Genomic DNA, 23,150 nt, shown 5'->3' with positions numbered 1-23,150 from the left:
CCCAAGAGAGAGTGTGAGAGTGCTCGTACTCGTCGCTCCCGGCCAAGGCGCTCAGACGCCTGGCTTCCTCAGCCCCTGGCTCGACCTGCCCGGCGTCCCGGAACTGCTGGCCCGCTGGTCGGCCGCCATCGACCTCGACCTGGTCCACTACGGGACCGAGGCCGACGCCGAGGCGATCCGCGACACCGCCGTCGCGCAGCCGCTGCTGGTGGCCGCCGGCCTGATCTCCGCCGGTGCTCTCTTCGACGAGCCGGACTCGGACATTCCGCGGCTGGTCGGTGCCGCCGCCGGCCACAGCGTCGGTGAGCTGACGGCCACCGCGCTGACCGGAGTGCTCTCGGAGGAGACCGCGCTCACGGTGGTGCGCCGCCGCGGGCTGGCGATGGCCGAGGCCGCCGCGGTGACCGAGACGGGCATGTCCGCCGTCCTCGGCGGTGACCCCGAGGAGGTCGTCGCCCATCTGGAGAAGCTGGGGCTGACCCCGGCGAACATGAACGGGTCGGGCCAGATCGTGGCCGCGGGCACCATGGAGCAGTTGGCCGCGCTCGCCGAGGACCGGCCGGAGAAGACCAAGGTGATGCCGCTGAAGGTGGCAGGCGCCTTCCACACCCACCACATGGCTCCGGCTGTCTCGAAGCTGGCGGAGCTGGTGCCGGGTCTCAAGGTGAGCGACCCACACACCCGTTATGTGTCGAACAAGGACGGCCAGCCCGTGGCCGACGGCGCGGAGATCGTCCGGCGCCTCGTCGACCAGGTCTCCAGCCCGGTCCGGTGGGACCTCTGCTCGGAGACGTTCCAACAGCTCGGCGTCACCGCCATGATCGAGGTCTGCCCGGCCGGCACGCTGACGGGGCTGGCGCGGCGCGGTATGCCGGGTGTGAAGAGGTTGGCGGTCAAGACGCCCGACGACATCGACGCCGCCCGCGAGCTCATCGCCGAACACGGCACCGGGCAGTCCCCGGTCACCGAGCCCGTCGACGGCTCCACAGCCGAATAGGAGCGGAGCATGACCGCGAAGATCAGGCCCAGCCAGGGTGCGCCGCACGCGCGCATCGTCGGCGTCGGCGGCTACCGCCCCAGCCGGGTGGTGCCGAACGAGGAGATCCTCAAGCACATCGACTCCTCCGACGAGTGGATCCGCTCCCGTTCCGGCATCACCACCCGGCACTGGGCGGGGCCGGACGAGACCGTGGCCGAGATGGCGCTCGACGCCGCCGGCAAGGCGATCGCGGACGCCGGGATCAGTGCGGAGCAGATCGGCGGCGTGATCGTCTCGACGGTCTCGCACTTCAAGCAGACCCCGGCGGTCGCCACCGAGATCGGCCACCGGATCGGCGCCGGCAGGCCGGCCGCCTTCGACATCTCCGCGGGCTGCGCCGGATTCACCTACGGCCTCACTCTCGCCAAGGGCCTGGTCGTCGCCGGTAGCGCGGAGTACGTGCTGGTCATCGGGGTGGAGCGGCTGTCCGACCTCACCGATCTCGAGGACCGCGCCACCGCCTTCCTGTTCGGCGACGGCGCGGGCGCCGTCGTGGTGGGCCCGGCGGCGGAGCCCGGGATCGGCCCCACTGTCTGGGGCTCGGAGGGCGACAAGTCCGAGACCATCAAGCAGACGGTTCCGTGGGACGCCTACCGCGACCGCACCGATGTGAGCGACATCCGCTACCCGGCCATCACCCAGGAGGGCCAGACGGTCTTCCGCTGGGCGGTGTTCGAGATGGCCAAGGTCGCCCAGCGGGCTCTCGACGAGGCCGGCGTCTCCCCGGAAGACCTGGACGTCTTCATCCCGCACCAGGCCAACATGCGGATCATCGACTCGATGGTGAAGACCCTCAAGCTGCCGGAGCAGGTGACCGTCGCCCGCGACGTGGAGACCACCGGCAACACCTCCGCCGCGTCGATTCCGCTCGCGATGGAGCGGCTGTTGGCGACCGGACAGGCGAAGAGCGGCGACACCGCGCTGCTCATCGGGTTCGGGGCGGGCCTCGCCTACGCCGCCACGGTCGTTAACCTCCCGTAGGCAGGATCCGCGCAGCTCCCGCAGGGCGCCGCGCGGCCGGCACAGCACAACTGCTACACCCGACAGAGCACCACCGAAACACACGAAGGAGCGCCACGATGGCCGCCACCCAGGAAGAGATCGTCGCGGGTCTCGCCGAGATCGTGAACGAGATCGCCGGTATCCCCGCCGAGGACGTCCAGTTGGAGAAGTCCTTCACCGACGACCTTGACGTCGACTCGCTGTCCATGGTCGAGGTCGTCGTCGCCGCCGAGGAGCGCTTCGACGTGAAGATCCCGGACGACGACGTCAAGAACCTCAAGACCGTCGGCGACGCCGCCAACTACATCCTCAAGCACCAGGCCTGAGCGAAGCGTTCGTCGCCACCCAACCGGTGGCGGCTCCAGCACCTCTGATACGTGGAGACAGAATTCCTGTGGACTCGACCAATCGCACCGTGGTCGTCACCGGTATCGGCGCGACCACACCGCTGGGTGGCGACAGCGCTTCGACCTGGAAGGGACTGATAGAGGGGCGTTCCGGGGTGAGCCTCCTGGAGGGGGAGCGCTTCGCGGAGCTCCCGGTACGGATCGCGGCCTCAGCGGCCGTCGACCCCTCCGAGGTCCTGCCCCGCCCGCTGGCCCGCAAGCTGGACCGCTCGGCGCAGTTCGCGCTGATCGCCGCGCGCGAGGCCTGGGCGGACGCGGGTTACACCGGCCCGGCCGGCACGGTGGCCGAGGATGCCTCGGACGCCGCGCCCGAGATCGACCCCGGGCGACTGGGCACCGTGATCGCCTCGGGGATCGGCGGTGTCACCACCCTGCTCGACCAGTACGACGTACTGAAGGAGAAGGGTGTCCGCAAGGTGTCCCCGCACACCGTGCCGATGCTCATGCCGAACAGCCCGTCGGCCAACGTCAGCCTGGAGGTGGGCGCCCAGGCCGGTGCCCACACCCCGGTCAGCGCCTGCGCCTCCGGCGCCGAGGCCATCGGCTACGCCATCGAGATGATCCGCTCCGGTCGGGCCGACGTGGTGGTGGCCGGCGGCACCGAGGCGGCCATCCACCCGCTGCCCATCGCCGCGTTCGGCAACATGATGGCGATGTCGAAGAACAACGACGACCCGCAGGGCGCCTCCCGTCCGTTCGACGTCGACCGGAACGGCTTCGTCCTGGGTGAGGGCGCCGGCGTGATCGTGCTGGAGTCCGCCGAGCACGCCGCCCGCCGGGGTGCCCGGGTCTACTGCGAGGCCCTCGGGCAGGGGATCTCCTCGGACAGCCACCACATCACCCAGCCGGAGCCGACCGGGCGCGGCATCGCCCAAGCGCTGCGGCACCTGGTGGCGACGGCCGACGTCAAGCCGGCGGAGATCGTGCACATCAACGCGCACGCCACCTCCACCCCGCAGGGGGACATCGGCGAGATCAAGGCGCTGCGCTCGGTGTTCGGCGACGACGTCGACCACATGGCGCTCTCCGCGACCAAGTCGATGACCGGCCACCTGCTCGGCGGAGCGGGCGGGGTGGAGACCGTGGCGACGGTGCTTGCGCTGCACCACCGGCTCGCCCCTCCGACGATCAACGTGGACAACCTCGACCCGGAGGCCGACGCCGACGTGGTGCGCGGTACCGCGCGAGAGCTGCCGGAGGGGGCCGCGGTGGCGGTGAACAACTCCTTCGGCTTCGGCGGCCACAACGTGGTGCTGGCCTTCGCCACCCGCTGACGCCCCCGCCGCTGACACCGGCTCGGCCCGGCCCTCCGTCTGGGGGGGGGCCGGGCCGAGCCGTCTTCGTGCTCCGCCGAGCCGGGGCCGGGCGGCTACCGCGCGCACGCGCCGGGGTGCCGGTGTCACCGGGTGGACGGGGGCTGTACGGGCCGCCGGCCGGGCGACGGAGGTCAGCTCCCGCCGAAGCTGGCGAAATAGGAGGCGGCCATGTCCTGTCCGCCGTGGCCCCGCTCGGTGGCCCGCCGGAAGCGCTCGGCACCGGCCTCGGCCAAACCCAGCCAGACCCCGGCGGCCTCGGCCGCCTCCACGATCAACCGGGCGTCCTTGGCCGCCGTGCGCACGGTGAAGTCCGGGGAGTACTCGCCGCCTCGGATGGTCGCCGCCTTGGCTCGGAGGTAGCCGCAGTCCAGCGGTCCGTCCGCGACCGCGTCGAGGAAGGCCCGCTGCTCCACGCCCAGCCCCTCGGCCAGCGCGAGCGCCTCGGCGGTGGCGTTGTTCAACGCCAGCACCCAGCTGTTGCAGACGAGTTTGAGCCGGCTGGCGGCGCCGCTCGCCCCGTCGTCCGAGGTCCAGACGGTACGGCTGCCGATGGTCTCCAGGACGGGGGCGACGGTGGGGCGGGCGCTCTGCGGTCCGGCGGCGAGGACGATCAGCTCACCGCTCTCCGCGGGCTGCCGGGTACCGAGGACCGGGGCGTCGAAGAAGGCGAGGCCCCGTTCGGCCGCGAAGCCGGCGAGTTGGCGCACCGCCTGCAGCCCGGCGGTGCTCGACTGGAGCCATGCCGCGCCGGGCCGCAGTGCGGGGGCGGCGGCGCGCATCGTCTCCAGGGTGACCGGACCGTCGAAGAGCATGGTCAGCACGACGTCGGCGTCCTCCACCGCCGTGGCGGGGGCGTCGGCGACCCGGGCGCCGTCGGCCGCCAGCGGTTCGGCTCTGGCGAGGGTCCGGTTCCACACGCGGACGTCCATCCCGGCCCGGCACAGGTTGCGGGCCATGGCCGCCCCCATGATGCCGGTGCCGAGGACTGCTACCGAGGTGTTGTTCTGCGTCATGTTGGGACGCTAGACGACTTGGTGAAGCCAGCGGACCGGAGCGCCCTCTCCGGCGTGGCGGAACGGCTCCAGCTCGTCGTCCCAGGGCTTGCCGAGGAGTTTGGCCAGCTCGCTCTCCAGCTCGCTCTCCCCCCGCCGGGAGCGGGCGAGGGCCGCGCGCAGGCGGTCTTCCGGGATCAGGATGTCCCCGTGGATTCCGGTGACGGCGTGGAAGATCCCCAGGTCGGGGGTAGAGCTGTAGCGCTCGCCCTCGGAGGTCGGGGAGGGCTCGGCGGTCACTTCGAAGCGCAGCAGGTGCCAGCCCCGCAGCGCTGACGCCATCTTGGAGGCCATGCCCGGTTCACCGCGCCAGGAGAGCTCGGTGCGCCAAGTGCCGGGAGAGGCGGGTTGTCTGATCCAGTCCAGGTTGACGCGTGCGCCGAGGACCCCGGCCACAGCCCATTCGACGTGCGGGCACAGCGCACGCGGTGCGGAGTGCACGTACAGAACTCCACATGTCGTCACCGGACCTCCAGATGTGGAACGAGGGTCACCTTCCCCAGCGGCCTCGTGCCCGTACCGGTCGTGCCCAGGACAGCATCACAGCACCCGACATTCTGCCCCAGAAAAGACTTTCCCACCAGATCCAGGAGATCCGGACCGGGCTGGTATCGGGAGTTCTTCGATGGACGGGCAGTATGGAGCGTGATGCGGTGAACCGGCACCCGGTCGGAATCCTGTGGACCGGGTCCGGGTCGACCGGCCTCCGGGCCGCCGCCCTCGCGGCGCGGCGATCCGAATGCCACGAAGGAGAAACTACCGCGCTCCGCCGCTCCCCGGGCGGCCTGGCGTCGCTCCGGAGTGGATATCACGGAAGCTTCACTCTCCGGGGCGTCCCGGGACCTCCGTACAGGGGAACTCCAGGGCGGTTCCACTCGTCAAAAACAAATGAAGCAGGGCATGCCGGACCAGTCGGATCAGGCGGGCCAGGCAGGACAGACGGACCAGCGGCGACAATGGACGCCGGAATACCACAGAACCCACATGAACCACGCCGCGAGGAAGTCGGCGAGCACAGAGCACGTTCCGGCCGGGAAGGCGGCGGCCGGGCCAACCGGAGGGAGAAGGGCGATGCGGCGGAACCTGGAGCGCTCGCGGACGGTCTCCCCACGCACCGGTTCCGACGCCGCTCCGGCCCGGGGCGGTCGCAGGCGCCGCACCGCCGCCCTGGCCCTGGTCACCGCGGTCACCGTGCTCACCGGCTGCGGCTCCGGGGGCAGCTCCGACGAGCACGGAGCGCAGCAGGCGCCGGCGGAGAAACCCCGCCACGAGCCCTCCGAGGCGCCGACGACCGAACCGCCCACCGAGGATCCCGAGCCGCAGAACCCCGCCCCGAGGGAACCGGCCCCCGAGCACTTCACCTCTCCGCCGACGGAGTGGGACCCAGAGCCGGAGTCGATCGCCGCCGTGGGGGACTCGATCACCCGCGGATTCGACGCCTGCGATGTGCTCGTCGACTGCCCGGAGGTCTCCTGGTCGACCGGTACGGACAAGAACGTCCGGTCGCTGGCCCAGCGGCTGCTCACCTCCCCCGAGGGGAGGAGCTGGAACTACGCGCGCTCGGGCGCCCTGATGAAGGAGCTCCCCGACCAACTGGAGAAGGTGGTCCCGCACCGGCCGCAGTTGGTGACGGTGACGATGGGCTCCAACGACGCCTGTCAGAAGAGCACCTCCAGGATGACCTCGGTCGACGACTTCCGCGCCTCCTTCTCCTCGGCCCTGAAGTCGCTGCGGAAGTCGCTGCCGGGCACGGAGGTGTACGTCGCCAGCGTGCCCGACCTCAAGCGGCTCTGGTCCGAGGGGCGAGCCGACCCCGTCGGCAAGCAGATCTGGCAGCTCGGCATCTGCCAGTCGATCCTCAAGGATCCGGACGCCACGGATCGCGCGTCCGCCGAGCGGCGGCAGGAGGTGTCCGACCGGGTGGTGGCGTACAACGAGGTGCTGGAGTCCGTCTGCGCGGAGGACCGGCTGTGCCGGTACGACGACGGCGCCGTCCACGCCTACCGCTTCACCGGCAGGCAGCTCAGCACCTGGGACTGGTTCCACCCGAACAAGGACGGTCAGCACCGACTGGCGGAGATCGCCTACCAGCGGATCACCGCCCCCTCCTGAGCTCCTCCTGGTCAACCTGGCGCCGCCGTTCCCGTCCTGTCGGCCGCCCCCGCGGGAAGTCGGCAGCGGTCACGGGCCGGCCCGGCCCGCGTCCCCTCCGGGCCGTCCGCCGTCCTACGCCGGGCCAGCGGGGCTGGGATGGCCGACTCCCGGCTTCCACCGCCTCATTGACACCTCTCGCGGCCGGTCACTACGTTCGCGGCAGCGTTTCGAACGGTTGCCGAAATGTCGAACGCAAGGGATGGCCGCTGTGCGCATCACCGGAATCAGCACCCATGTGGTGGGCACCCCCTGGCGCAACCTGACGTATGTGCGGGTCCACACCGACGAAGGGCTCTCCGGGGTCGGCGAGACCCGGATGCTGGGCCGCACCGACGCCCTGCTCGGCTACCTCCGGGAGGCGGAGGCCAACCACATCGCCGGCTCCGACCCGTTCGCGGTCGAGGACCTGGTGCGGCGGATGAAGTACGGCGACTACGGGCGCGCCGGCGAGATCGTGATGTCCGGCATCGCCTGTGTGGAGACGGCCTGCTGGGACATCAAGGGCAAGGCGCTCGGCGTGCCGGTGTGGCAGTTGCTGGGCGGCCGGGTGACGGAGCGCGTGAAGGCCTACGCGAACGGCTGGTACACCGTCGAGCGGACTCCGGAGGCGTTCCACGCCGCGGCCCGCCGGGTGGTCGAGCGCGGCTACCGGGCGCTCAAGCTCGACCCGTTCGGCACCGGGCGCTTCGAGCTGGACCGGGAGGAGACGCTGCGTTCGCTCTCGCTCGTCGAGGCGGTACGGGACGCCATCGGTCCGGATGCCGAGTTGATGGTCGAGATGCACGGCCGCTTCAACCCCGCTACGGCGGTCCGGCTCGCCGCGGAGCTGGAGCCGTTCCGGCCGTCCTGGCTGGAGGAGCCGGTACCGCCGGAGAACCTCAGGGCGCTCGCCAAGGTCGCCGAGCGGACCCGGCTGCCGATCGCCACCGGCGAACGGATCCACGACCGGATCGAGTTCCGTGAACTCTTCGAGTCGCAGGCGGCCGACATCATCCAGCCGGACGTCGGCCATCTCGGGGGCATCGGCGAGACCCGGAAGCTGGCGGCCACCGCCGAGACGCACTACGTCCTGGTCGCACCACACAACGTGGGCGGGGCCGTACTCACCGCCGCATCGCTCCAAGTGGCCGGTTGCACCCCCAACTTCAAGGTGCTTGAGCACTTCAACGACTTCGCCGACGCCGAGGTGAAGCAGCTGGTGCGAGGTGCTCCGGAGGTGGTCGACGGCTATTTCGAGCTGCCTCAGGGGCCGGGACTCGGCGTGGAGTTGGACGTGGCCGCCGCGGCCGAACTCCCGCAGCGCCGGGCCAGGTTCGATCTGTGGGCCGAGGGCTGGGAGAAGAGGGAGCAGCGGTGACGGGCCGGGGCCGAGCGGTGCTCCTGGAGGCTCCGGGGGAGCATCGGACGATCCCCTACGAGCCGCGGGCACCGGGGCCCGGCCAGGCGCTCGTCCGGGTCGCGGCGGCCGGTGTCTGCGGCAGCGACCGCGAGGTGTTCGAGGGCAGGCGGCCGTCGGCCTACGTCCGCTATCCGCTCGTACCCGGCCACGAGTGGTCCGGCACCGTGCTGGCCGTCGGGGACGGCGTCTGCCGGTCGCTGGTCGGCCGCCGGGTCGTCGGGGAGGGCTTCCACAACTGCGGGCAGTGCGAGCGCTGTCGGGCGGGGGCGACCTCGCTCTGCACGGGCGGCTACGCCGAGACCGGCTTCACCCTGCCCGGCGCCTTCGCCGACACCCTCACCCTGCCCGCCCGGCTGCTCCACCTCCTCGGGGAGGACGCCGACCTGCGGGCCGCCGCCCTCCTGGAGCCGGCCGCCGTCGTCGCCGCTGCCACGCTGGCGGCCCGGCCCCGGCCCGGGGAGCGGATCGCGGTGGTGGGCGCCGGCACCCTGGGGCTGCTGGCCGTGCAGTTCCTCGCCGCCTCCTCCCCCGCGGCGCTGCTGGTCGTCGACCCGCGGCTGGCGCGGGCCCGGCAGGCGGAGCGGTTCGGGGCCACGGAGACCTGCCCGGCCGCCGCCGAGGAGTCGGCGGGCGGCTACGACCTGGTGGTGGAGACCGCCGGCGCGGGCGGCAGCGCCGCCGCTGCCGCCCGGCTGGCCCGCCGGGGCGGAAGGCTGGTGCTCACCGGCATCCCGGGCCCCGGCGCCGAGGGGCTCGATCCGGCGCTGCTGGCGGTGAACCAGCTCGCGGTGCACGGGGTGTTCGGTGCTTCCTCCCGAGCCTGGTCCCACGCGGTGCGGATGTTCACCTCGGGCCTGCTCTCCCCCGCAGCGCTGATCACCCATGAACTCCGGTTGGAACAGTACGCGGAGGCCGTCGCCCTGGTGGGCGGCGGCGACGAGGAGGTGGGAAAGGTACTGCTGCTTCCCTGAGCCCCGGCTGCGTCGGCCCGGCCGGGCCCGCCGTGGGGCATCCGGAAACCGGGCGCCGCGCAGCACCCGATCCACGGGTCGACCCGGCCGGGCTCCACTCTCCCTGCTCCGTGCCCCGGCGGGGTCCCGCCGCCGACCAGACACCGAACCGTACGACACGCTCGCTCGACCAGCCCCCGAGAGCCCACAGTCCAGGCCGGAGGAGTCCTGTGTCCGATCGTTTCGAGCCCCCCGATCCACAGCGCCGAACCCACCGCTCCCCACAGCGGCGTCCGGGCGCGGCCGGCCTCGCCCTGCTCGGTCTCCCCGTGCCGGTGGACGACCCCGCCGAAGCCTCCCGGCACACGTTCCCGGACGGCGGCCGTTGGCGTACCGAAGTTCCGTCCGTGGAGGGGCCCGAGGTGCTCGCGGCCGTGCTCGACGAGGCTGCCCGACTGTCCGTCCCGGTCCATCGGGTCAGTCAGGGCAGCGGAGTGTGGATGCTGACCGACCAGGAGGTCAGCGAGATGGTGGCGGGCTGCGCGGAGCACGGTGTGGAGCTGTGCCTGTTCACGGGCCCGCGCGGCAGTTGGGACATCGGAGCCGCCACCCGTACCACCTCGGGTGGCGCGGGCCTCCGCGCGCGCGGGCAGGCCGCGCTGGCCGGCTGCGTGGAGGACGCGCTGCGGGCCGCGGAGCTCGGCGTGCGCTGCCTTCTCGTCGCGGACGAAGGGGTGCTGTGGGTGCTGCACCGGCTGCGGGAGCGGGGCGGGCTGCCGCCCGACCTCACCTTCAAGGTGTCCGCGCTGGTCGGACCGGTCAACGCGGTCTCCTACACGCTCTGGGAGCAGCTCGGCGCGGACTCGATCAACATCCCCTCCGACCTGACCCTGGAGCACCTCACCGAGATCCGCCGGCTCAGCCGGGCGCCGATGGACTTCTACCTCGAGGCCCCGGACGACCTCGGGGGCTATGTGCGGATGTACGACGCGGCCGAGCTGATCCGGCGCGGTGCGCCGATCTACCTCAAGTTCGGGCTGAGCAGAGCGCCCGGCCTCTACCCGTACGGCGAGCAGCTGCGCGAGGTGGCGCTGCGATCGGCCCGGGAGCGGGTGCGCCGGGGGCGGCTCGTCCTCGACCTGCTCGCCCGGCACGGCGCGGAGGCCGGTATGTCGCCGCTCGGCTCCCGGCTTCCGGGGACGCTGCGGCGCTTTCCGGTCCCCCAGAACCCCTGATCTTGCGATGTGAAGGAGGGAAAGGTTGACCATGCACCCGATGCGAACCCTGGGCGCGGTGGCGGTCGCCGCACTGCTGGTGTTGCCCCTGACCGCTTGCGGGCAGAACGCCAACGGTGTCGGGCGGGACAGTCGGCGCGCCGCGGAGGGGTCCCACGGCGGCACCATCGGACTGGCGATGCCCACCAAGTCCTCCGAACGGTGGATAGCCGACGGCAGGAACATGGCCAAGCAGTTCGAGGCCAAGGGCTACCGAACGGATCTGCAGTTCGGCAACGACGACGTCGACGAGCAGGTCTCCCAGATCGAGAACATGATCGCCAAAGGGCACCGGCTGATCGTGATCGCCGCGATCGACAGCGGTGCGCTCACCAACGTGCTCGACCGGGCCGCGGACGCCGACATCCCGGTCATCGCCTACGACCGGCTGCTGATGGGCAGCGAGCACGTCGACTACTACGCGACCTTCGACAACTTCAAAGTCGGACAGATCCAGGGCCGCTACATCGTCGACAAGCTGGGCCTGACGAAGAAGAAGGACGACGACGGCCGGAAGGAGCCGCTCAGCATCGAGCTGTTCGCCGGGTCACCGGACGACAACAACACCCGCTTCTTCTTCGACGGCGCGATGAGCGTGCTGAAGCCTTACCTGGACAGCGGCCGCCTGGTGGTCCGGAGCCGGCAGACCCAGCTCAACCAGATCACCACCCTCCGCTGGAGCGGCGGAGCCGCCCAGAAACGCATGGACGACCTGCTGAGCAAGTCGTACACCTCGGCCAAGGTGGACGCCGTCCTCTCCCCCTACGACGGCATATCCATCGGTGTGCTGTCCGCGCTCAAGAGCGTCGGCTACGGCACCGCGCAGCAGCCCTACCCGGTCGTGACCGGTCAGGACGCCGAACTGGCCTCGGTGAAGTCCATCATCGCCGGCGAGCAGACCCAGACCGTCTACAAGGACACCCGGAAGCTCGCGGGAGCGACCGTGCAGATGGCCGACGCCCTGCTGACCGGCGGCAGGCCCGAGGTCAACGACACCACCTCCTACGACAACAACAAGAAGGTGGTGCCCGCGTACCTGCTGCAGCCGGTGAGCATCGACCGCTCCAACACCGACCTGCTGGTGAAGGACGGCTACTACACATCCGCTCAGCTGAGCCGGTAGGGAGGCGGGGCCATGAGCGAGACGGACGGCGGCGCAGGTCCGGGGCCGGCGGTCGAGCCGGTGCTCGAGATGCGCGCGATCACCAAGAGCTTCCCCAGTGTGCGGGCGCTCAGCGAAGTGGACCTGACGGTGCTGCAGGGCGAGGTGCACGCGGTCTGCGGGGAGAACGGCGCCGGCAAGTCGACGCTGATGAAGGTGGTCAGCGGCGTCCACCCGCACGGCAGCTACCAGGGGGAGATGTTCTTCCGCGGTCGGCCGTGCGCGTTCAGGAACATCCGGGACAGCGAGCGGCGGGGCATCGTCATCATCCACCAGGAGCTGGCGCTCGTCCCCTACCTCTCCGTCGCGGAGAACATCTTCCTCGGCAACGAGCACGCCACCCGAGGGATCATCAGGTGGAACGACACCCTGGGCCACGCGGCCGAACTGTTGGGCCGGGTCGGGCTCAGCGACCCGCCGCAGACCAGGGTGGCCGATCTCGGGGTCGGCAAACAGCAGTTGGTGGAGATCGCGAAGGCGCTCGCCAAGGAGGTCGAGCTGCTCATCCTGGACGAGCCGACCGCCGCCCTGAACGACGAGGACAGCGCGAAACTCCTCGAACTCATCCTGGAGTTCAAGCGGCAGGGCATCTCCTCCATCCTCATCTCGCACAAGCTGAACGAGATCCGGAAGGTCGCCGACCGGGTGACCGTGCTCCGTGACGGCCGGGCGATCGAGACCCTCACCGTCCGGCAGCGCGCCGATTCGGATCCCTCGGTCTCGGAGGACCGGATCATCCGCGCCATGGTCGGCCGCGACCTCGACCACCGCTTCCCGCCCCGCACCCCCTACGGCGGAGCCGACTCCTCCGAGACCGCCTTCGCGATCTCCGACTGGAGCGTGCGACACCCCATCGACCAGCGCCGCAAGGTCGTCGACGGGGTTTCCCTGGAGGTCCGCCCGGGAGAGATCGTCGGCCTCGCGGGGCTCATCGGCGCCGGCCGCACCGAGCTGGCGATGAGCGTCTTCGGCCGTTCCTACGGGCGCTACTCGGGTGGCCGGGTGCTGCTGCACGGCCGTGAGGTATCCACCCGCACCGTCTCCGAGGCGGTCGGCCACGGCCTCGCCTACGTCACCGAGGACCGCAAGCGCTACGGGCTGGACCTCGGCGCGCTGGTGAGCCGCAACGTCTCACTGGCGGCGCTGCCGAAGGTGGCCGGCCACGGCGTCGTCGACGAGCACGAGGAGACCCGGGTCGCCGAGCGGTTCCGGCGGACCATGAACATCAAGACGCCGAGCGTCTTCGAGCGGACCGGCCGGCTCAGCGGTGGCAACCAGCAGAAGGTCGTCCTCAGCAAGTGGATCTTCGCAGGTCCGGAGGTGCTCATCCTCGACGAGCCGACGCGCGGCATCGACGTCGGGGCGAAGTACGAGATCTACACGGTCATCGCCGAACTCGCCGCCGCCGGCAAGGCCGTGCTCCTCATCTCCTCCGAACTGCCGGAGCTGCTCGGCCTGTGCGACCGGATCTACGCGATGGCCGCGGGCCGGCTGACGGGCGAGGTGTCCGCTGCGGAAGCGACCCAGGAGAGCCTGATGCGGCTGATGACCATGGACAGGAGTTCCCGATGAGCCCGCTCACCGGCCGGCAGCACCCGACGAAGGCCCTCACCGGCCTGCTGCTGCACGGCATACGCCGCAACATGCGCCAGTACGGGATGCTGCTGGCGCTCATAGTGATCGCCGTGCTGTTCCAGATATGGACCGACGGCATCCTGTTGAAGCCGCAGAACGTCACCAACCTCATCCAGCAGAACAGCTACATCCTGATCATGGCGATCGGGATGATGATCGTGATCGTCGCGGGCCATATCGATCTGTCCGTGGGCTCGCTGGCCGCCTTCGTCGGCGCGGCCGCGGGCGTGATGATGATCGAGCACGGTATGTCCTGGCCACTGGGGCTCACCCTCTCCCTGCTGATCGGGGCGGCGGCCGGGGCCTGGCAGGGCTTCTGGATCGCCTACGTCGGCATCCCCTCCTTCATCGTCACCCTCGCCGGGATGCTCCTCTTCCGCGGCGGCACCCAGATCCTGCTGGAGGGCCAGACCCTGCGGCCGTTCCCGGACGGCTTCCAGGCCATCGGCAACGGTTTCATCCCCGAGATCGGCCCCTACACCGACTACCACAACCCGACTCTGCTCATCGGGCTCAGCGTGATCGTGCTGGTGCTCTGGCAGGAGTGGCGGGGCCGCAAGCGGCAGGCGCGCTACGAGTTGGAGGTGCTGCCGTTCGGTCTCTTCCTCGCCAAGTGCCTGGCGATGGTCGCGGCCGTGGTGGCGCTCACCCTCACCCTGGCCAGCTACCACGGGGCCCCGATCGTCCTGCTCATCCTCTGCGGCCTGCTGGTGGCCCTGGGGTTCGTGATGCGCAACGCGGTCATCGGCCGTCATGTGTACGCGCTCGGCGGCAACCGGGACGCGGCGAAGCTCTCCGGCGTCAAGGACAAGCGCGTCACCTTCCTGGTCTTCGTCAACATGGGGGTGCTGGCCGCCCTGGCGGGCGTGGTGTACGCGGCCCGGCTCACCGCCGCCACCCCGAACGCCGGCCTCAACTTCGAGCTGGAGGCGATCGCCGCGGCCTTCATCGGCGGCGCGTCGGCCAGTGGCGGGGTCGGCACGGTGCTGGGCGCGCTCATCGGTGGTCTGGTTCTCGGGGTGCTCAACAACGGCATGTCGCTGGTCGGTATCGGGACCGACTACCAACAGGTCATCAAGGGGCTGGTGTTGCTGGCGGCGGTCGGCTTCGACGTCTGGAACAAGCGCCGGGTCGGCGCCTGACCGGGGCGGGGGCTGCCCGACCGCTCCGGGGCGCGGGCGGCCCCCGCTGTCGAGGACGGTCCGGCCGGCCGCTGCCCTACCGCCCGGTCACCCCTCCTTGGTGAAGACCGGGCCCGGCGGGGCGGGCGCGGACGGCCGCGCCGGGAGCTCCTCCGCATCCTGGTCCGGCTCGCACTCCTCCGGGGGCAGGAGGTCCCGGGCGAGCAGGGTGGCTCCGGCGACCGCTCCGGGCATCAGGAAGACCGCCGCCAGCGGAACCAGGAAGAGCAGCGCCAGGGGAACCCCGAAACCGATGCTGAGCATCCGCCTGCCGCGCAGCAGGGCCAGCCGGCCGGCCAGGTCGACGCCCCGGCGTTGGAGTGCGACGGCGGTCAACTCGGCCGTGAGGAAGTAGCCGGAGACACAGAAACCGATCACGGGGATGACGGTCTGGCCGACGAAGGGCAGGAAGCCGAGGAGAAAGAGGACCGCACCGTAGAGGGCGACCCGGCCGAGCACCAGGACGCTGTCCCACGCGGCGATCCACAGCTCCCGCCAGAGCGACACCTCCGGCGCCGGCGGGGCCCCGCCTTCCGTCTCGTCGACCTGCTCCGCCAGGGCGTCGTAGAAGAACTGGCCGACCAGGAGCGTCACGGCCGCGAAGGAGACCACGGCGAACAGCAGCCCGCCGAGGAAGACCAGCGCGGTGACCACTCCACGCAGCAGACCGGGCCAAGGAGCGTCCCAGTCGTTTGCGAAGGGGGTCATCCAGACGGCGATGTCGTCGGCCCAGAAACCGAGGAGGACCAGCACCGCGACGTAGAGGACCAGGGTGATGAGGGCGGGCAGCAACCCGGAGACCCACCAGCGGGTGTTCCGGGAGACCCAGCGCTGTCCCTTTACCAGATAGCCGAAGCCGGCCGCGAGATCTCGCACGCGGGTCACCGTAGCAGCCGGCCCCCGGGGCCCGGCGGGCGTCTGGGCGGACCGCTGCGGCCCGCCCGAACGGCCGCCGTGGCAGTGGAGTTGGTGCCCGGCGTCTGGTGCCGTGACCGGAACGGTCCACCGGCTCGCGGCGCCCGGCACCGGGCTAGCTTTCGAGCGCGACGACCATCTTTCCGGCGTTCTCCCCGCGCAGCATGCCGAGGAACGCCTGCACGGCCTGGTCGATGCCGTTGGCGACGGTTTCCCGGTAGGTCAGTTCCCCCGAGCGCAGCCAGCCCGCGACGTCCTCCACGAACCGCGGCCGGAGTCCCGCGTGATCGGTGACGAGCATCCCCTCGATCCGCAGCCGCTTGCCGATGACCAGTGGGAGGTTCCGGGGCGCCGGGGTCGGCTCGACGGCGTTGTACTGCGAGATCATGCCGCAGACGGTGACCCGCCCGTGCCGGTTGAGGGCGCCGATGGCCGCTTCGAGGTGTTCGCCGCCGACGTTGTCGAAGTAGACGTCGATACCGTCCGGGGCCGCCGCCCGCAGCTGCCCCGACACGTCACCGTCCTTGTAGTTGAAGGCGGCGTGGAACCCGTACTCGTTGACGAGCGACTCGACCTTCTCCGCCGAGCCGGCGCTGCCGATCACCCGGGAGGCGCCCTTGAGCCTGGCGATCTGCCCGACCATGCTGCCGACGGCTCCGGCGGCCGCGAAGACGAAGACCGCGTCGCCCTCCCGGAATGAGGCGACCTCCAGCAGTCCCGCGTAGGCGGTCAGTCCGGGCATGCCGAGTACCCCGAGGTAGGTGGAGAGCGGCGCGACGTCCGGATCGACCTTGGTCGCCCCCTGTCCGCTGAGGGTGGCGTACTCGCGCCAGCCGTACTGGTGCAGCACGTGGTCGCCCACCTCGATGCCCTCGGCCTCGGAGGCGATGACCCGGCCCACCGCTCCCCCGTCCATGGGCTCGTCCAGGTTGAACGGCGGCACGTACGACTTCACGTCGTCCATCCGGCCGCGCATGTACGGGTCGACCGAGAGGTAGCTGTTCCGGACGACGATCCGTCCGGGGCCGGGGGCGGCGACCGGCACCTCACGCAGCGCGAAGTGATCCGGCTCGGGCCAGCCGTGCGGCCTGGCGACCAGATGCCACTCACGGCTGGTGGTGGGCAGTTCGACCATGTTTCGCATGCCTCCTGTGATCGCTTTCCCCGAGGGAAACTTCATGTCTGAAATGATCCAAATCTTTATGTTTCATGCTGTCAAGCAAGCGGTAGCCTGGGGGCATGCCCGCATCCAGCGACCCCCTGACCGCCGAGGTCGTCGAGCTCATCGGCGATGTGGTGGCGCGCTACCACGACGAGTACGAGGACGCGGCCGCCGAACACGCCCTGACCGGAGCTCAGGCAAGGGTGCTGGGACTGCTGTCGGTGGAACCGCTGCCGATGCGCCGGATCGCCCACCGCCTGCGGTGCGAGCCCTCCAACGTCACCGGCATCATCGACCGGCTGGAGGCGCGGGGGCTCGCGGAGCGGCGGGCCGACCCGGACGATCGGCGGGTGAAACTGGCCGCCGCCACCGACAAGGGTCGGGCCACCGCGGCGCGGCTGCGCGGCTCGCTCGACTTCGCCCGGGAGCCGCTGGGCGAACTGTCGGAGGAGGAGCGGACCATGCTCCGGGACCTGCTGCGGCGCGTGCTCGGCATCCGCCCCTGATACGGCATCCCGCTCCGCTGTCACCGGGCCGGAGAAGGCCGCGGACGAGCTGCTGCCGGGGCCGTCCGGCCGGCGGCCTCGGGTGCTCACCCCTCAACCCGCGAAGGTCGGCTGCGGCAGGCCCCGGCCGATTCCGGGGAGGACCAGGACGGAGCCGGCCAGCGGATGCGGCGGGTGGCCGACGCGGGCGCTGGTGACGTACAGGTCGGTGAGGTCGGCCCCGCCGAAGGCGCAGGCGGTCGGTCGCCGCACCGGCAGTTCGATCACCCGGTCGAGGCGGCCGTCCGGTGTGTAGCGGCGGACGGCCTTACCGTCCCAGAGCGCCACCCAGACGCAGCCGTCGGCGTCGACACAGAGCCCGTCGGGGTAGCCGGCGCCCTCCTCGATCTCGGCCAGGGGACGCCGGTGGCGCACCGCCACCCCGTCCGTGTCGAAGACGTCGATACGCCGGGTGGGGGTGTCCACGTAGTAGAGGGACCGGCCGTCCGGGCTCCAGCCGGTGCCGTTGCTGACCGTGACCTCGGACAGCACTTCGAGCGCGGCACCGTCGGGGGCGATCCGGCTGAGCGTCCCGCCGCCGGGCGCCTCGTCGTACCGCATGGTGCCGGCCCACAGTGCCCCGTCGGGGGCCACCGCGGCGTCGTTGCCGCGCCTTCCGGGCACCGGGTGGCGCAGCAGCCAGGTGAAGTGGACCGGGCGGGCCGGCCCCGGGCCTGACGATGCGCCGAAGGGGTCGTCGAGGAGGCCGACGCCGTCGCGCAGGTTGAGCACCAGACCGCCTCCGGCCCGCGGTTTCGCCGCTCCCACGTGCTGCTCCACGGCGAGGAGCGTCCGCCGCCCGGTCGCCGGCTGGTAGGCGTGCACCCTCGAGGAGAGGATGTCGACCCAGATCAGCCGTTCCGCCACCGGGTCCCAGGTCGGGCCCTCCCCCAGCGCCGCGTCGGCCCGGACCGCGACCTCCGGGCGGACGCCCCGCACCCCGCTGCTCATGCCGGCCCCCGGTGCCCGAGCCGACTCTCCAACTCGCCGGCCCCACTGGCGGCCAACTCGGCCAGCTCCGCACACCGCCGCCGGCTCCAGCGGACCACCGGCACGGAGACGCTGAGCGCCGCGACCACCGTGCCCCGGCGATCCCGTACCGGGGCGGCCACGCAGCTCACGTCGGGGTTGGCCTCCCGTTCCTCGATCGCCACGCCGCGCTGCCGCACGGCGGTCAGTTGGCGGCGCAGTCGGGAGACGGAGGTGATGCTCTCGTCGGTCATCGCCGCGAGCCGCCGCCCGGCGGGGAGGCGCTCGTCGAGGTCCTGTTCCGGCAGGGCGGCCAGCAGCGCCTTGCCCACGGCCGTGCAGTGCGCGGGCAGCCGGCGGCCTACCGCCGAGACCATACGTACGGCGTGGGTGCTGTCCACCTTGGCGATGTAGATGACGTCGGTGCCCTCCAGGATCGCCACGTGCACCGTCTCGCCGCACCTCTCCGCGATGCCCCTGGCCACTCGTTCCCCTTCGACGGCGACGTCTAGCTGCTCCGCGTACCGGCTGCCGAGCTGGTAGGAGCGGACGCCGAGCCGGTAGCGCCCCGGCTGTTCGGGGATCGCCACCAGGTAGCGGCGGGTGGCGAGGGTGTTCACCAACTCGTGGACGGTGGTCCGGGGAAGTCGCAGCCTGCGGGTGATCTCTGGTGCGGAGAGCGTGCCGTCGCCGTCCAGGAAGAGCTCCAGTATGTCCAGGGCCCGGGTCACCGCCGGCACCAGACGCCCCATGGCCGCCCTTCCGTCCGAGATCACGGCCGTCGGCCGGTATCACGGACGAGCGTATCCACGGGGTCGTCGCCGGGCAACGGACCACTGTGGGCCGACCGGGTGCGGACCGCTGCCGGGGCCGGCGTGCGGAGGGCTCTCAAAGCCTGCCCCTGCGCCGCTCCCGGAGCAGGAGGTGGCCGAGGTAGGCGCCGCCGAGGGCCATCGTCCAGATGCCGACGGGCAGGTCGTCGAAGACCGGCGAGTTCTGCGCGGCGAGATCGGCGAGAACCAGCAGCAGGGCTCCCATCAGGGCCGACAGCACCAGGTGCGGCCCCGTCCCCCGGGTGACGCGTTTTGCGATCTGGGGAGCCGTCAGCGCGATGAAGGAGATCGGCCCGGCGGAGGTGACGGCTCCGGCGGACAGGACGATCGAGAGCAGGACGGCGTAGGTGAACGTGCGGCCGGGCCGCGCCCCGAGGGCCGCGGCCGTCGTCTCGCTCATCTCGCTGATCGCCAGTGGCCGCGACAGCAGGACGGCCAGCGGCAGGCAGACCGCCAGCACGGTCCCGATGGCGGCCGCGTCGCCCCAGGAACGCGCCGTCAGGCTGCCGTTGAGGTAGGAGCTGAGGACGGTGGCCTGGTCGCGTTCGATGGCGTACACGATGTACTGGATGAAGGCCGTGGCCATCGCCGAGACGCCGATGCCCGCGATGACCAGCCGCTGCGGGTTGCGGAAGCCCGAGCCGGTCGAGACGTAGACGATTCCCATGGCGGCTACCGCGCCGACCAGTGCGCCCAGCGCCACCGGCAGCTGCGGGAAGAGCAGCGCGACGAGCGCTGCGCCGGCGCCTGCCCCGGGGCCCAGGCCGACGATGTCCGGGCTGCCCAGGGGGTTTCGGGTGACGCACTGGAAGAGTGCCCCGGAGAGGCCGAAGGCGGCTCCGGCGGCGACGGCCACGGTCAGCCGCGGTCCGCGGAGCCGTTCCAGGGTGAAGGCCTGCACTCCGGTGGCGTCACCGGAGAGCGCGGACGGCAGGTCGGGCAGGGCGATGCCGAGGCGGCCCGATACGAGGGTCAGGACGCAGGCGCCGAGCACGGCCACGGCGATCGCCACACCGGCCCAGACCACGCGGGCCTGCATGCGCAGGGTGACGGCCGGACCGACGTTGAGGACGAACTTCTGGTTGCGCCGGCCGAGAACGGCCGATCGGCCAGCTGTCATGAGGTGGCTCGCATCCTGCGGACGGCGATCAGAAGGGCGGGGGCACCGGCGAACGCGGTGACCACCCCCACCATGAGTTCCTGGGGGCGGACCACGAGACGGCCGATGACGTCGGCCGCGAGCAGCAGCGTCGGCCCGAACAGCGCGCTCAGCGCGAGCTGCCGCCGCACGTTCGGCCCGACCAGGGTGCGTGCCAGATGCGGAACGGCGAGACCGACGAAGGCGATCGGCCCGGCCGCGGACGTGGCCGCGGCGCTCAGTAGGACCGCGGTGAGCAGCGCCGCGGCCTTCACCCGTTCCGGCCGAGCGCCGAGGGCGGCGGCGGAATCGTCCCCCAGCGCGACGGCGTTGAGACTCCGTCCGGCGAGCAGCGCCACCCCCAGCCCCGCGGCGACCAGGGGCAGGGTGCTCCAGACGGCGTCGTAGCCCCGGCCCGCGAGCGCACCGACCACCCAGTAGCGGTAGCTGTCGAAGACCTGCGGCCGGCTGAGCGTCACGGCCTGGATGAAGGCACCCAGCAGCGCGGTCATCACCGCGCCGCCCAGTACCAGGCGGACCGGGCTCAGCCCCCTGCCGGCGGTGCCGATGACGTACACGACCGCCCCCGTCGCCAGTGCGCCGGGCAGCGACCACAGCAGGGTCGGCGTCTGGCCGGAGACCCCGAGGAAGGCGGTGGCGGCGACGACGCTCGCCGCCGCCCCGGTGTTGATCCCGAGGAGTCCCGGTTCGGCCAGGGGGTTGCGGGTGACCGCCTGCATCAGGACCCCGGCGACGGCCAGCCCCAACCCGACCACGATGCCGAGGACGGTGCGCGGGTAGCGGCTCTCGACGACCGTGGCGGTGTAGGCGTCGCCATGGCCGGTGAGGGCGTCCCACACCTGCTCCAGCGGCAGACTCTTGCTCCCGAACGCGATGCTCGCGAAACACACCGCGACCAGGGCGGCGAGCCCCACGACCGCGAGCAGCGCGGTATGCCGTGCCCCGGTGCGCTCCGGCGCACGGGTCGGCGAGGTCTGCGACGGGCCGGTCCGCGCCATGGTGGTCATACGAGAACCCCCGAGCCGGTGCCTACTTGCCGGCCTTCTCGACGGCCTCGTCGATCAGCGGCAGGTAGCGCTTGACGCTGTACGGCACCGTCAGCGGGTTGATCATGGATGAGGCGGTCACGAAGGAGGTGTCGTCGCTGGCCACGACGGCGCCCTTCCGCACGGCCGGCATCGCGGCGTACAGCGGCTGCTTCTCCACATCGCGGCGGGTCTTGTCGTCCGTGTAGAAGGTGAACAGCACATCGCTGTCGTTGAGCTTGTCGGCGTTCTCCAAGCCGATGAGGGACGAGTCGGTCCCCTCGGTCTCCTTGAAGGTGTCGATGACCGGGTCGACCTTGAGCCCGAGGGAGCTGACCATCTCGACGCGCTGCTCGGTGGGTTTGAACACCCCGAGGGTGCCGGGTCCGGAGGTGTAGATGTACGAGAACTGGACGTCCTTGTACTCCGGCCGGGTGGCGGCGGCCTGCTTGAGCTGCTTCTTGATGTCGTCGACCAACTCGCCGCCCTTCTCGGGCTGGCCGAGCGCCTTGGCGACGATGTCGATCTGCTCGTCCCAGTCGGTGCTCCACGCCTTGTCCGGGTAGGCGACCGTGGGAGCGATGTCCTTCAGGATGTCGTACTGCTTCGGGGTGATGCCCGACCAGGGGGCGAGGATCACGTCCGGGGCCAGCTCCGCGATCGCCTCGATGTCGAGTCGGTCCCCGCCCGTGAACTGCTCGGGCAGCGGGTCGCCGGCCTTCTTCACCGCCTCGTGGATCCACGGCAGATAGCCCGAGTCGTCGCTGCCCCAGGCGTACTCCTCGACGCCCACCGGGGTGTGCCCCAGGGCGATGGCCGTCTCTGCCGAGCCCTGGCCCAGGGTGACTATCCGCTTCGGTTCCTTCTCGATCTTTGCGGTTCCCAGGGCGCTCTTGATGGACACCGGGAAGGCCCCGTCGGCGCGACCTGAGTCGGCGGAGTCGTCCTGCTCACCGGAGCCGCAACCGGTGGCGAGCAGCATCAGGGAGGCGACCGCCGCGGCAGCGAGGGTTCTGCGGGTCTTCGGGCGACCGGCGATGAGCATGAGTGGGCCTTCCCCCCCGGGACACGGCACCGGACAGCGCCGGGGCCCCGGTGTGTGTTCGGTTCGTCAGGGCGCGCGGCAGGGCCGCCGCACAGAACTTAGGGCAGCCTAACCTATCGAGGTGAGATGCTCGCGCGCACCTCTTCCGCCGAGGAGACTCCTCGGACTCGCCGGTCGGCAGTCCCCGGACGGCCCGGGCACGCCCCGGCCCCTGGACACCGGGACGGTCGGACCCGCTGCGGGCTGCGGACGCGGGGGAACCGCGAAGTACCCGGCCCGGAGCGGATGTCGGCGGAATGCTTCGCCCACCCTGGTGGAGGGGGCGGCGTGTACCCGCCGGAGTTCCTGTGACATCCGCCGGCTCCGGTGCGGCCGCTTGGGCGCCGGAATCTTGGGCTGAACGCATGAACGTGGGTCGCCACCCTGGAGTGGCGGAGCCGTTCTCGCCGATCCGCGGATAGAACGGTCCCGCGGGAGAACCTGGTGGGGCGGGTGGGACTCGAACCCACGGCCGACGGATTATGAGTCCGTTGCTCTAACCGGCTGAGCTACCGCCCCGTGTCGGCGTGTCACGCACATCTGTGCGCGCCGTCTGCCGCAGCATAGCCGCTCATACGATCTGCCGCCCGTACGGGTCGCTACGCCTCGCACTGACGACGCACTGCGCTGTGGCTCCGGTTCCCAAGATCCACCGGACGGGTCCGAGTGACGCTCGGGGCATGAAAAAGGCCCCTGGCGGGGCCTTGATCTGCTGCTCCCCCGACTGGACTCGAACCAGTAACCTGCCGGTTAACAGCCGGCTGCTCTGCCGATTGAGCTACAGGGGACTGCCTGCTCGGACCCGCCGACCGGCTTCCCGGGGGCGTTCCCTCGCTGCGGGCAATACATTAGCGCATGCCAGCGCGCGTCTCGAAATCGGTATTCGC

At 71.3% G+C, this 23,150-nt stretch carries 21 protein-coding genes and 2 tRNA genes; 12 read left to right on the top strand and 11 right to left on the bottom strand.

Annotated elements, in window-relative coordinates:
- Positions 1-19: 19 nt before the first annotated feature.
- The 4 genes from BGP73_RS02000 (at position 20) to BGP73_RS01985 (ending at position 3,722) form a co-directional block, all read left to right on the top strand.
- Positions 20-997, top strand: a complete 978-nt coding sequence (locus tag BGP73_RS02000; protein ID WP_069811594.1) for an ACP S-malonyltransferase — start codon at positions 20-22, stop codon at positions 995-997.
- Positions 998-1,006: 9 nt separating this feature from the next.
- Complete coding sequence (locus tag BGP73_RS01995; RefSeq protein ID WP_069811593.1) at positions 1,007-2,020, top strand: ketoacyl-ACP synthase III; 1,014 nt, start codon at positions 1,007-1,009, stop codon at positions 2,018-2,020.
- Positions 2,021-2,118: 98 nt separating this feature from the next.
- Positions 2,119-2,367 carry an acyl carrier protein gene (locus BGP73_RS01990; protein ID WP_069811591.1) on the top strand — a complete coding sequence of 83 codons (249 nt, stop codon included), beginning with the start codon at positions 2,119-2,121 and terminating at the stop codon, positions 2,365-2,367.
- 68 nt (positions 2,368-2,435) lie between these two features.
- On the top strand, positions 2,436-3,722 hold the full coding sequence (locus tag BGP73_RS01985) for a beta-ketoacyl-[acyl-carrier-protein] synthase family protein (protein WP_069811589.1): 1,287 nt from the start codon (positions 2,436-2,438) through the stop codon (positions 3,720-3,722).
- Between the two features lie 173 nt (positions 3,723-3,895).
- Here BGP73_RS01985 and BGP73_RS01980 read toward each other — a convergent pair whose 3' ends face one another.
- Positions 3,896-4,777 (bottom strand): NAD(P)-dependent oxidoreductase, encoded by an 882-nt coding sequence (locus BGP73_RS01980; protein WP_069811587.1) that lies wholly within the window; start codon positions 4,775-4,777, stop codon positions 3,896-3,898.
- Between the two features lie 9 nt (positions 4,778-4,786).
- A complete protein-coding gene (locus tag BGP73_RS01975) occupies positions 4,787-5,281 on the bottom strand; it encodes a DUF3145 domain-containing protein (RefSeq protein ID WP_069811586.1) in 495 nt (164 codons plus the stop codon).
- A 606-nt stretch (positions 5,282-5,887) separates the two neighbouring features.
- Between BGP73_RS01975 and BGP73_RS01970 the strand changes: the two genes are divergently transcribed.
- From BGP73_RS01970 to mmsB, 7 genes are all read left to right on the top strand, one after another.
- Complete coding sequence (locus BGP73_RS01970) at positions 5,888-6,928, top strand: SGNH/GDSL hydrolase family protein (protein WP_069811584.1); 1,041 nt, start codon at positions 5,888-5,890, stop codon at positions 6,926-6,928.
- Positions 6,929-7,178: 250 nt separating this feature from the next.
- On the top strand, positions 7,179-8,327 hold the full coding sequence (locus tag BGP73_RS01965) for a mandelate racemase/muconate lactonizing enzyme family protein (protein WP_069812059.1): 1,149 nt from the start codon (positions 7,179-7,181) through the stop codon (positions 8,325-8,327).
- Positions 8,324-9,340, top strand: coding sequence for a zinc-dependent alcohol dehydrogenase (locus tag BGP73_RS01960; protein WP_069811582.1), 1,017 nt, complete (start codon positions 8,324-8,326; stop codon positions 9,338-9,340). The genes BGP73_RS01965 and BGP73_RS01960 overlap by 4 nt, the downstream gene beginning before the upstream one ends.
- Before the next feature lie 209 nt (positions 9,341-9,549).
- The gene (locus tag BGP73_RS01955) at positions 9,550-10,554 is read left to right on the top strand and encodes a hypothetical protein (protein WP_069811581.1); all 1,005 of its coding nucleotides are present in this window, start codon (positions 9,550-9,552) and stop codon (positions 10,552-10,554) included.
- A 31-nt stretch (positions 10,555-10,585) separates the two neighbouring features.
- Positions 10,586-11,716, top strand: coding sequence for a multiple monosaccharide ABC transporter substrate-binding protein (gene chvE, locus BGP73_RS01950; protein WP_069811579.1), 1,131 nt, complete (start codon positions 10,586-10,588; stop codon positions 11,714-11,716).
- Between the two features lie 12 nt (positions 11,717-11,728).
- Positions 11,729-13,327 (top strand): multiple monosaccharide ABC transporter ATP-binding protein, encoded by a 1,599-nt coding sequence (mmsA, locus tag BGP73_RS01945; RefSeq protein ID WP_069811577.1) that lies wholly within the window; start codon positions 11,729-11,731, stop codon positions 13,325-13,327.
- Positions 13,324-14,532 (top strand): multiple monosaccharide ABC transporter permease, encoded by a 1,209-nt coding sequence (gene mmsB, locus BGP73_RS01940; RefSeq protein ID WP_069811575.1) that lies wholly within the window; start codon positions 13,324-13,326, stop codon positions 14,530-14,532. Before mmsA ends, mmsB begins: the two co-directional genes overlap by 4 nt.
- Before the next feature lie 87 nt (positions 14,533-14,619).
- On the opposite strand, the gene BGP73_RS01935 is transcribed toward mmsB, so the two are convergent.
- Positions 14,620-15,447 carry an EI24 domain-containing protein gene (locus BGP73_RS01935; RefSeq protein ID WP_079127123.1) on the bottom strand — a complete coding sequence of 276 codons (828 nt, stop codon included), beginning with the start codon at positions 15,445-15,447 and terminating at the stop codon, positions 14,620-14,622.
- A 154-nt stretch (positions 15,448-15,601) separates the two neighbouring features.
- Complete coding sequence (locus tag BGP73_RS01930) at positions 15,602-16,621, bottom strand: NADP-dependent oxidoreductase (protein WP_069811571.1); 1,020 nt, start codon at positions 16,619-16,621, stop codon at positions 15,602-15,604.
- A gap of 104 nt (positions 16,622-16,725) precedes the next feature.
- On the opposite strand from BGP73_RS01930, the gene BGP73_RS01925 reads away from it, so the two are divergent.
- Positions 16,726-17,154, top strand: coding sequence for a MarR family winged helix-turn-helix transcriptional regulator (locus BGP73_RS01925; protein ID WP_069811570.1), 429 nt, complete (start codon positions 16,726-16,728; stop codon positions 17,152-17,154).
- 93 nt (positions 17,155-17,247) lie between these two features.
- Here BGP73_RS01925 and BGP73_RS01920 read toward each other — a convergent pair whose 3' ends face one another.
- The 7 genes from BGP73_RS01920 to BGP73_RS01890 all read right to left on the bottom strand — a co-directional run bounded on the left by BGP73_RS01920 (position 17,248) and on the right by BGP73_RS01890 (position 23,051).
- Positions 17,248-18,144 carry an SMP-30/gluconolactonase/LRE family protein gene (locus tag BGP73_RS01920; protein ID WP_069811568.1) on the bottom strand — a complete coding sequence of 299 codons (897 nt, stop codon included), beginning with the start codon at positions 18,142-18,144 and terminating at the stop codon, positions 17,248-17,250.
- Positions 18,141-18,914 (bottom strand): IclR family transcriptional regulator, encoded by a 774-nt coding sequence (locus BGP73_RS01915; protein ID WP_069811566.1) that lies wholly within the window; start codon positions 18,912-18,914, stop codon positions 18,141-18,143. The genes BGP73_RS01920 and BGP73_RS01915 overlap by 4 nt, the downstream gene beginning before the upstream one ends.
- Positions 18,915-19,050: 136 nt before the next feature.
- A complete protein-coding gene (locus BGP73_RS01910) occupies positions 19,051-20,115 on the bottom strand; it encodes a FecCD family ABC transporter permease (RefSeq protein WP_069811564.1) in 1,065 nt (354 codons plus the stop codon).
- Positions 20,112-21,152: a FecCD family ABC transporter permease gene (locus tag BGP73_RS01905; protein ID WP_244501079.1), complete on the bottom strand. Its 1,041-nt coding sequence runs from the start codon at positions 21,150-21,152 to the stop codon at positions 20,112-20,114. Before BGP73_RS01905 ends, BGP73_RS01910 begins: the two co-directional genes overlap by 4 nt.
- Before the next feature lie 31 nt (positions 21,153-21,183).
- Positions 21,184-22,224 carry an iron-siderophore ABC transporter substrate-binding protein gene (locus BGP73_RS01900; protein WP_069811560.1) on the bottom strand — a complete coding sequence of 347 codons (1,041 nt, stop codon included), beginning with the start codon at positions 22,222-22,224 and terminating at the stop codon, positions 21,184-21,186.
- 481 nt (positions 22,225-22,705) lie between these two features.
- Positions 22,706-22,782 (bottom strand) — tRNA-Ile (locus BGP73_RS01895).
- 196 nt (positions 22,783-22,978) lie between these two features.
- Positions 22,979-23,051: transfer RNA gene (locus tag BGP73_RS01890), tRNA-Asn, on the bottom strand.
- Positions 23,052-23,150 lie beyond the last annotated feature (99 nt).

Source organism: Streptomyces sp. TP-A0874, from assembly GCF_001748085.1.
Classification (GTDB): Bacteria; Actinomycetota; Actinomycetes; order Streptomycetales; family Streptomycetaceae; genus Streptomyces.
Note: the sequence above shows the minus strand (reverse complement) of the source record. Positions and strands in the feature narration are given on the sequence as shown.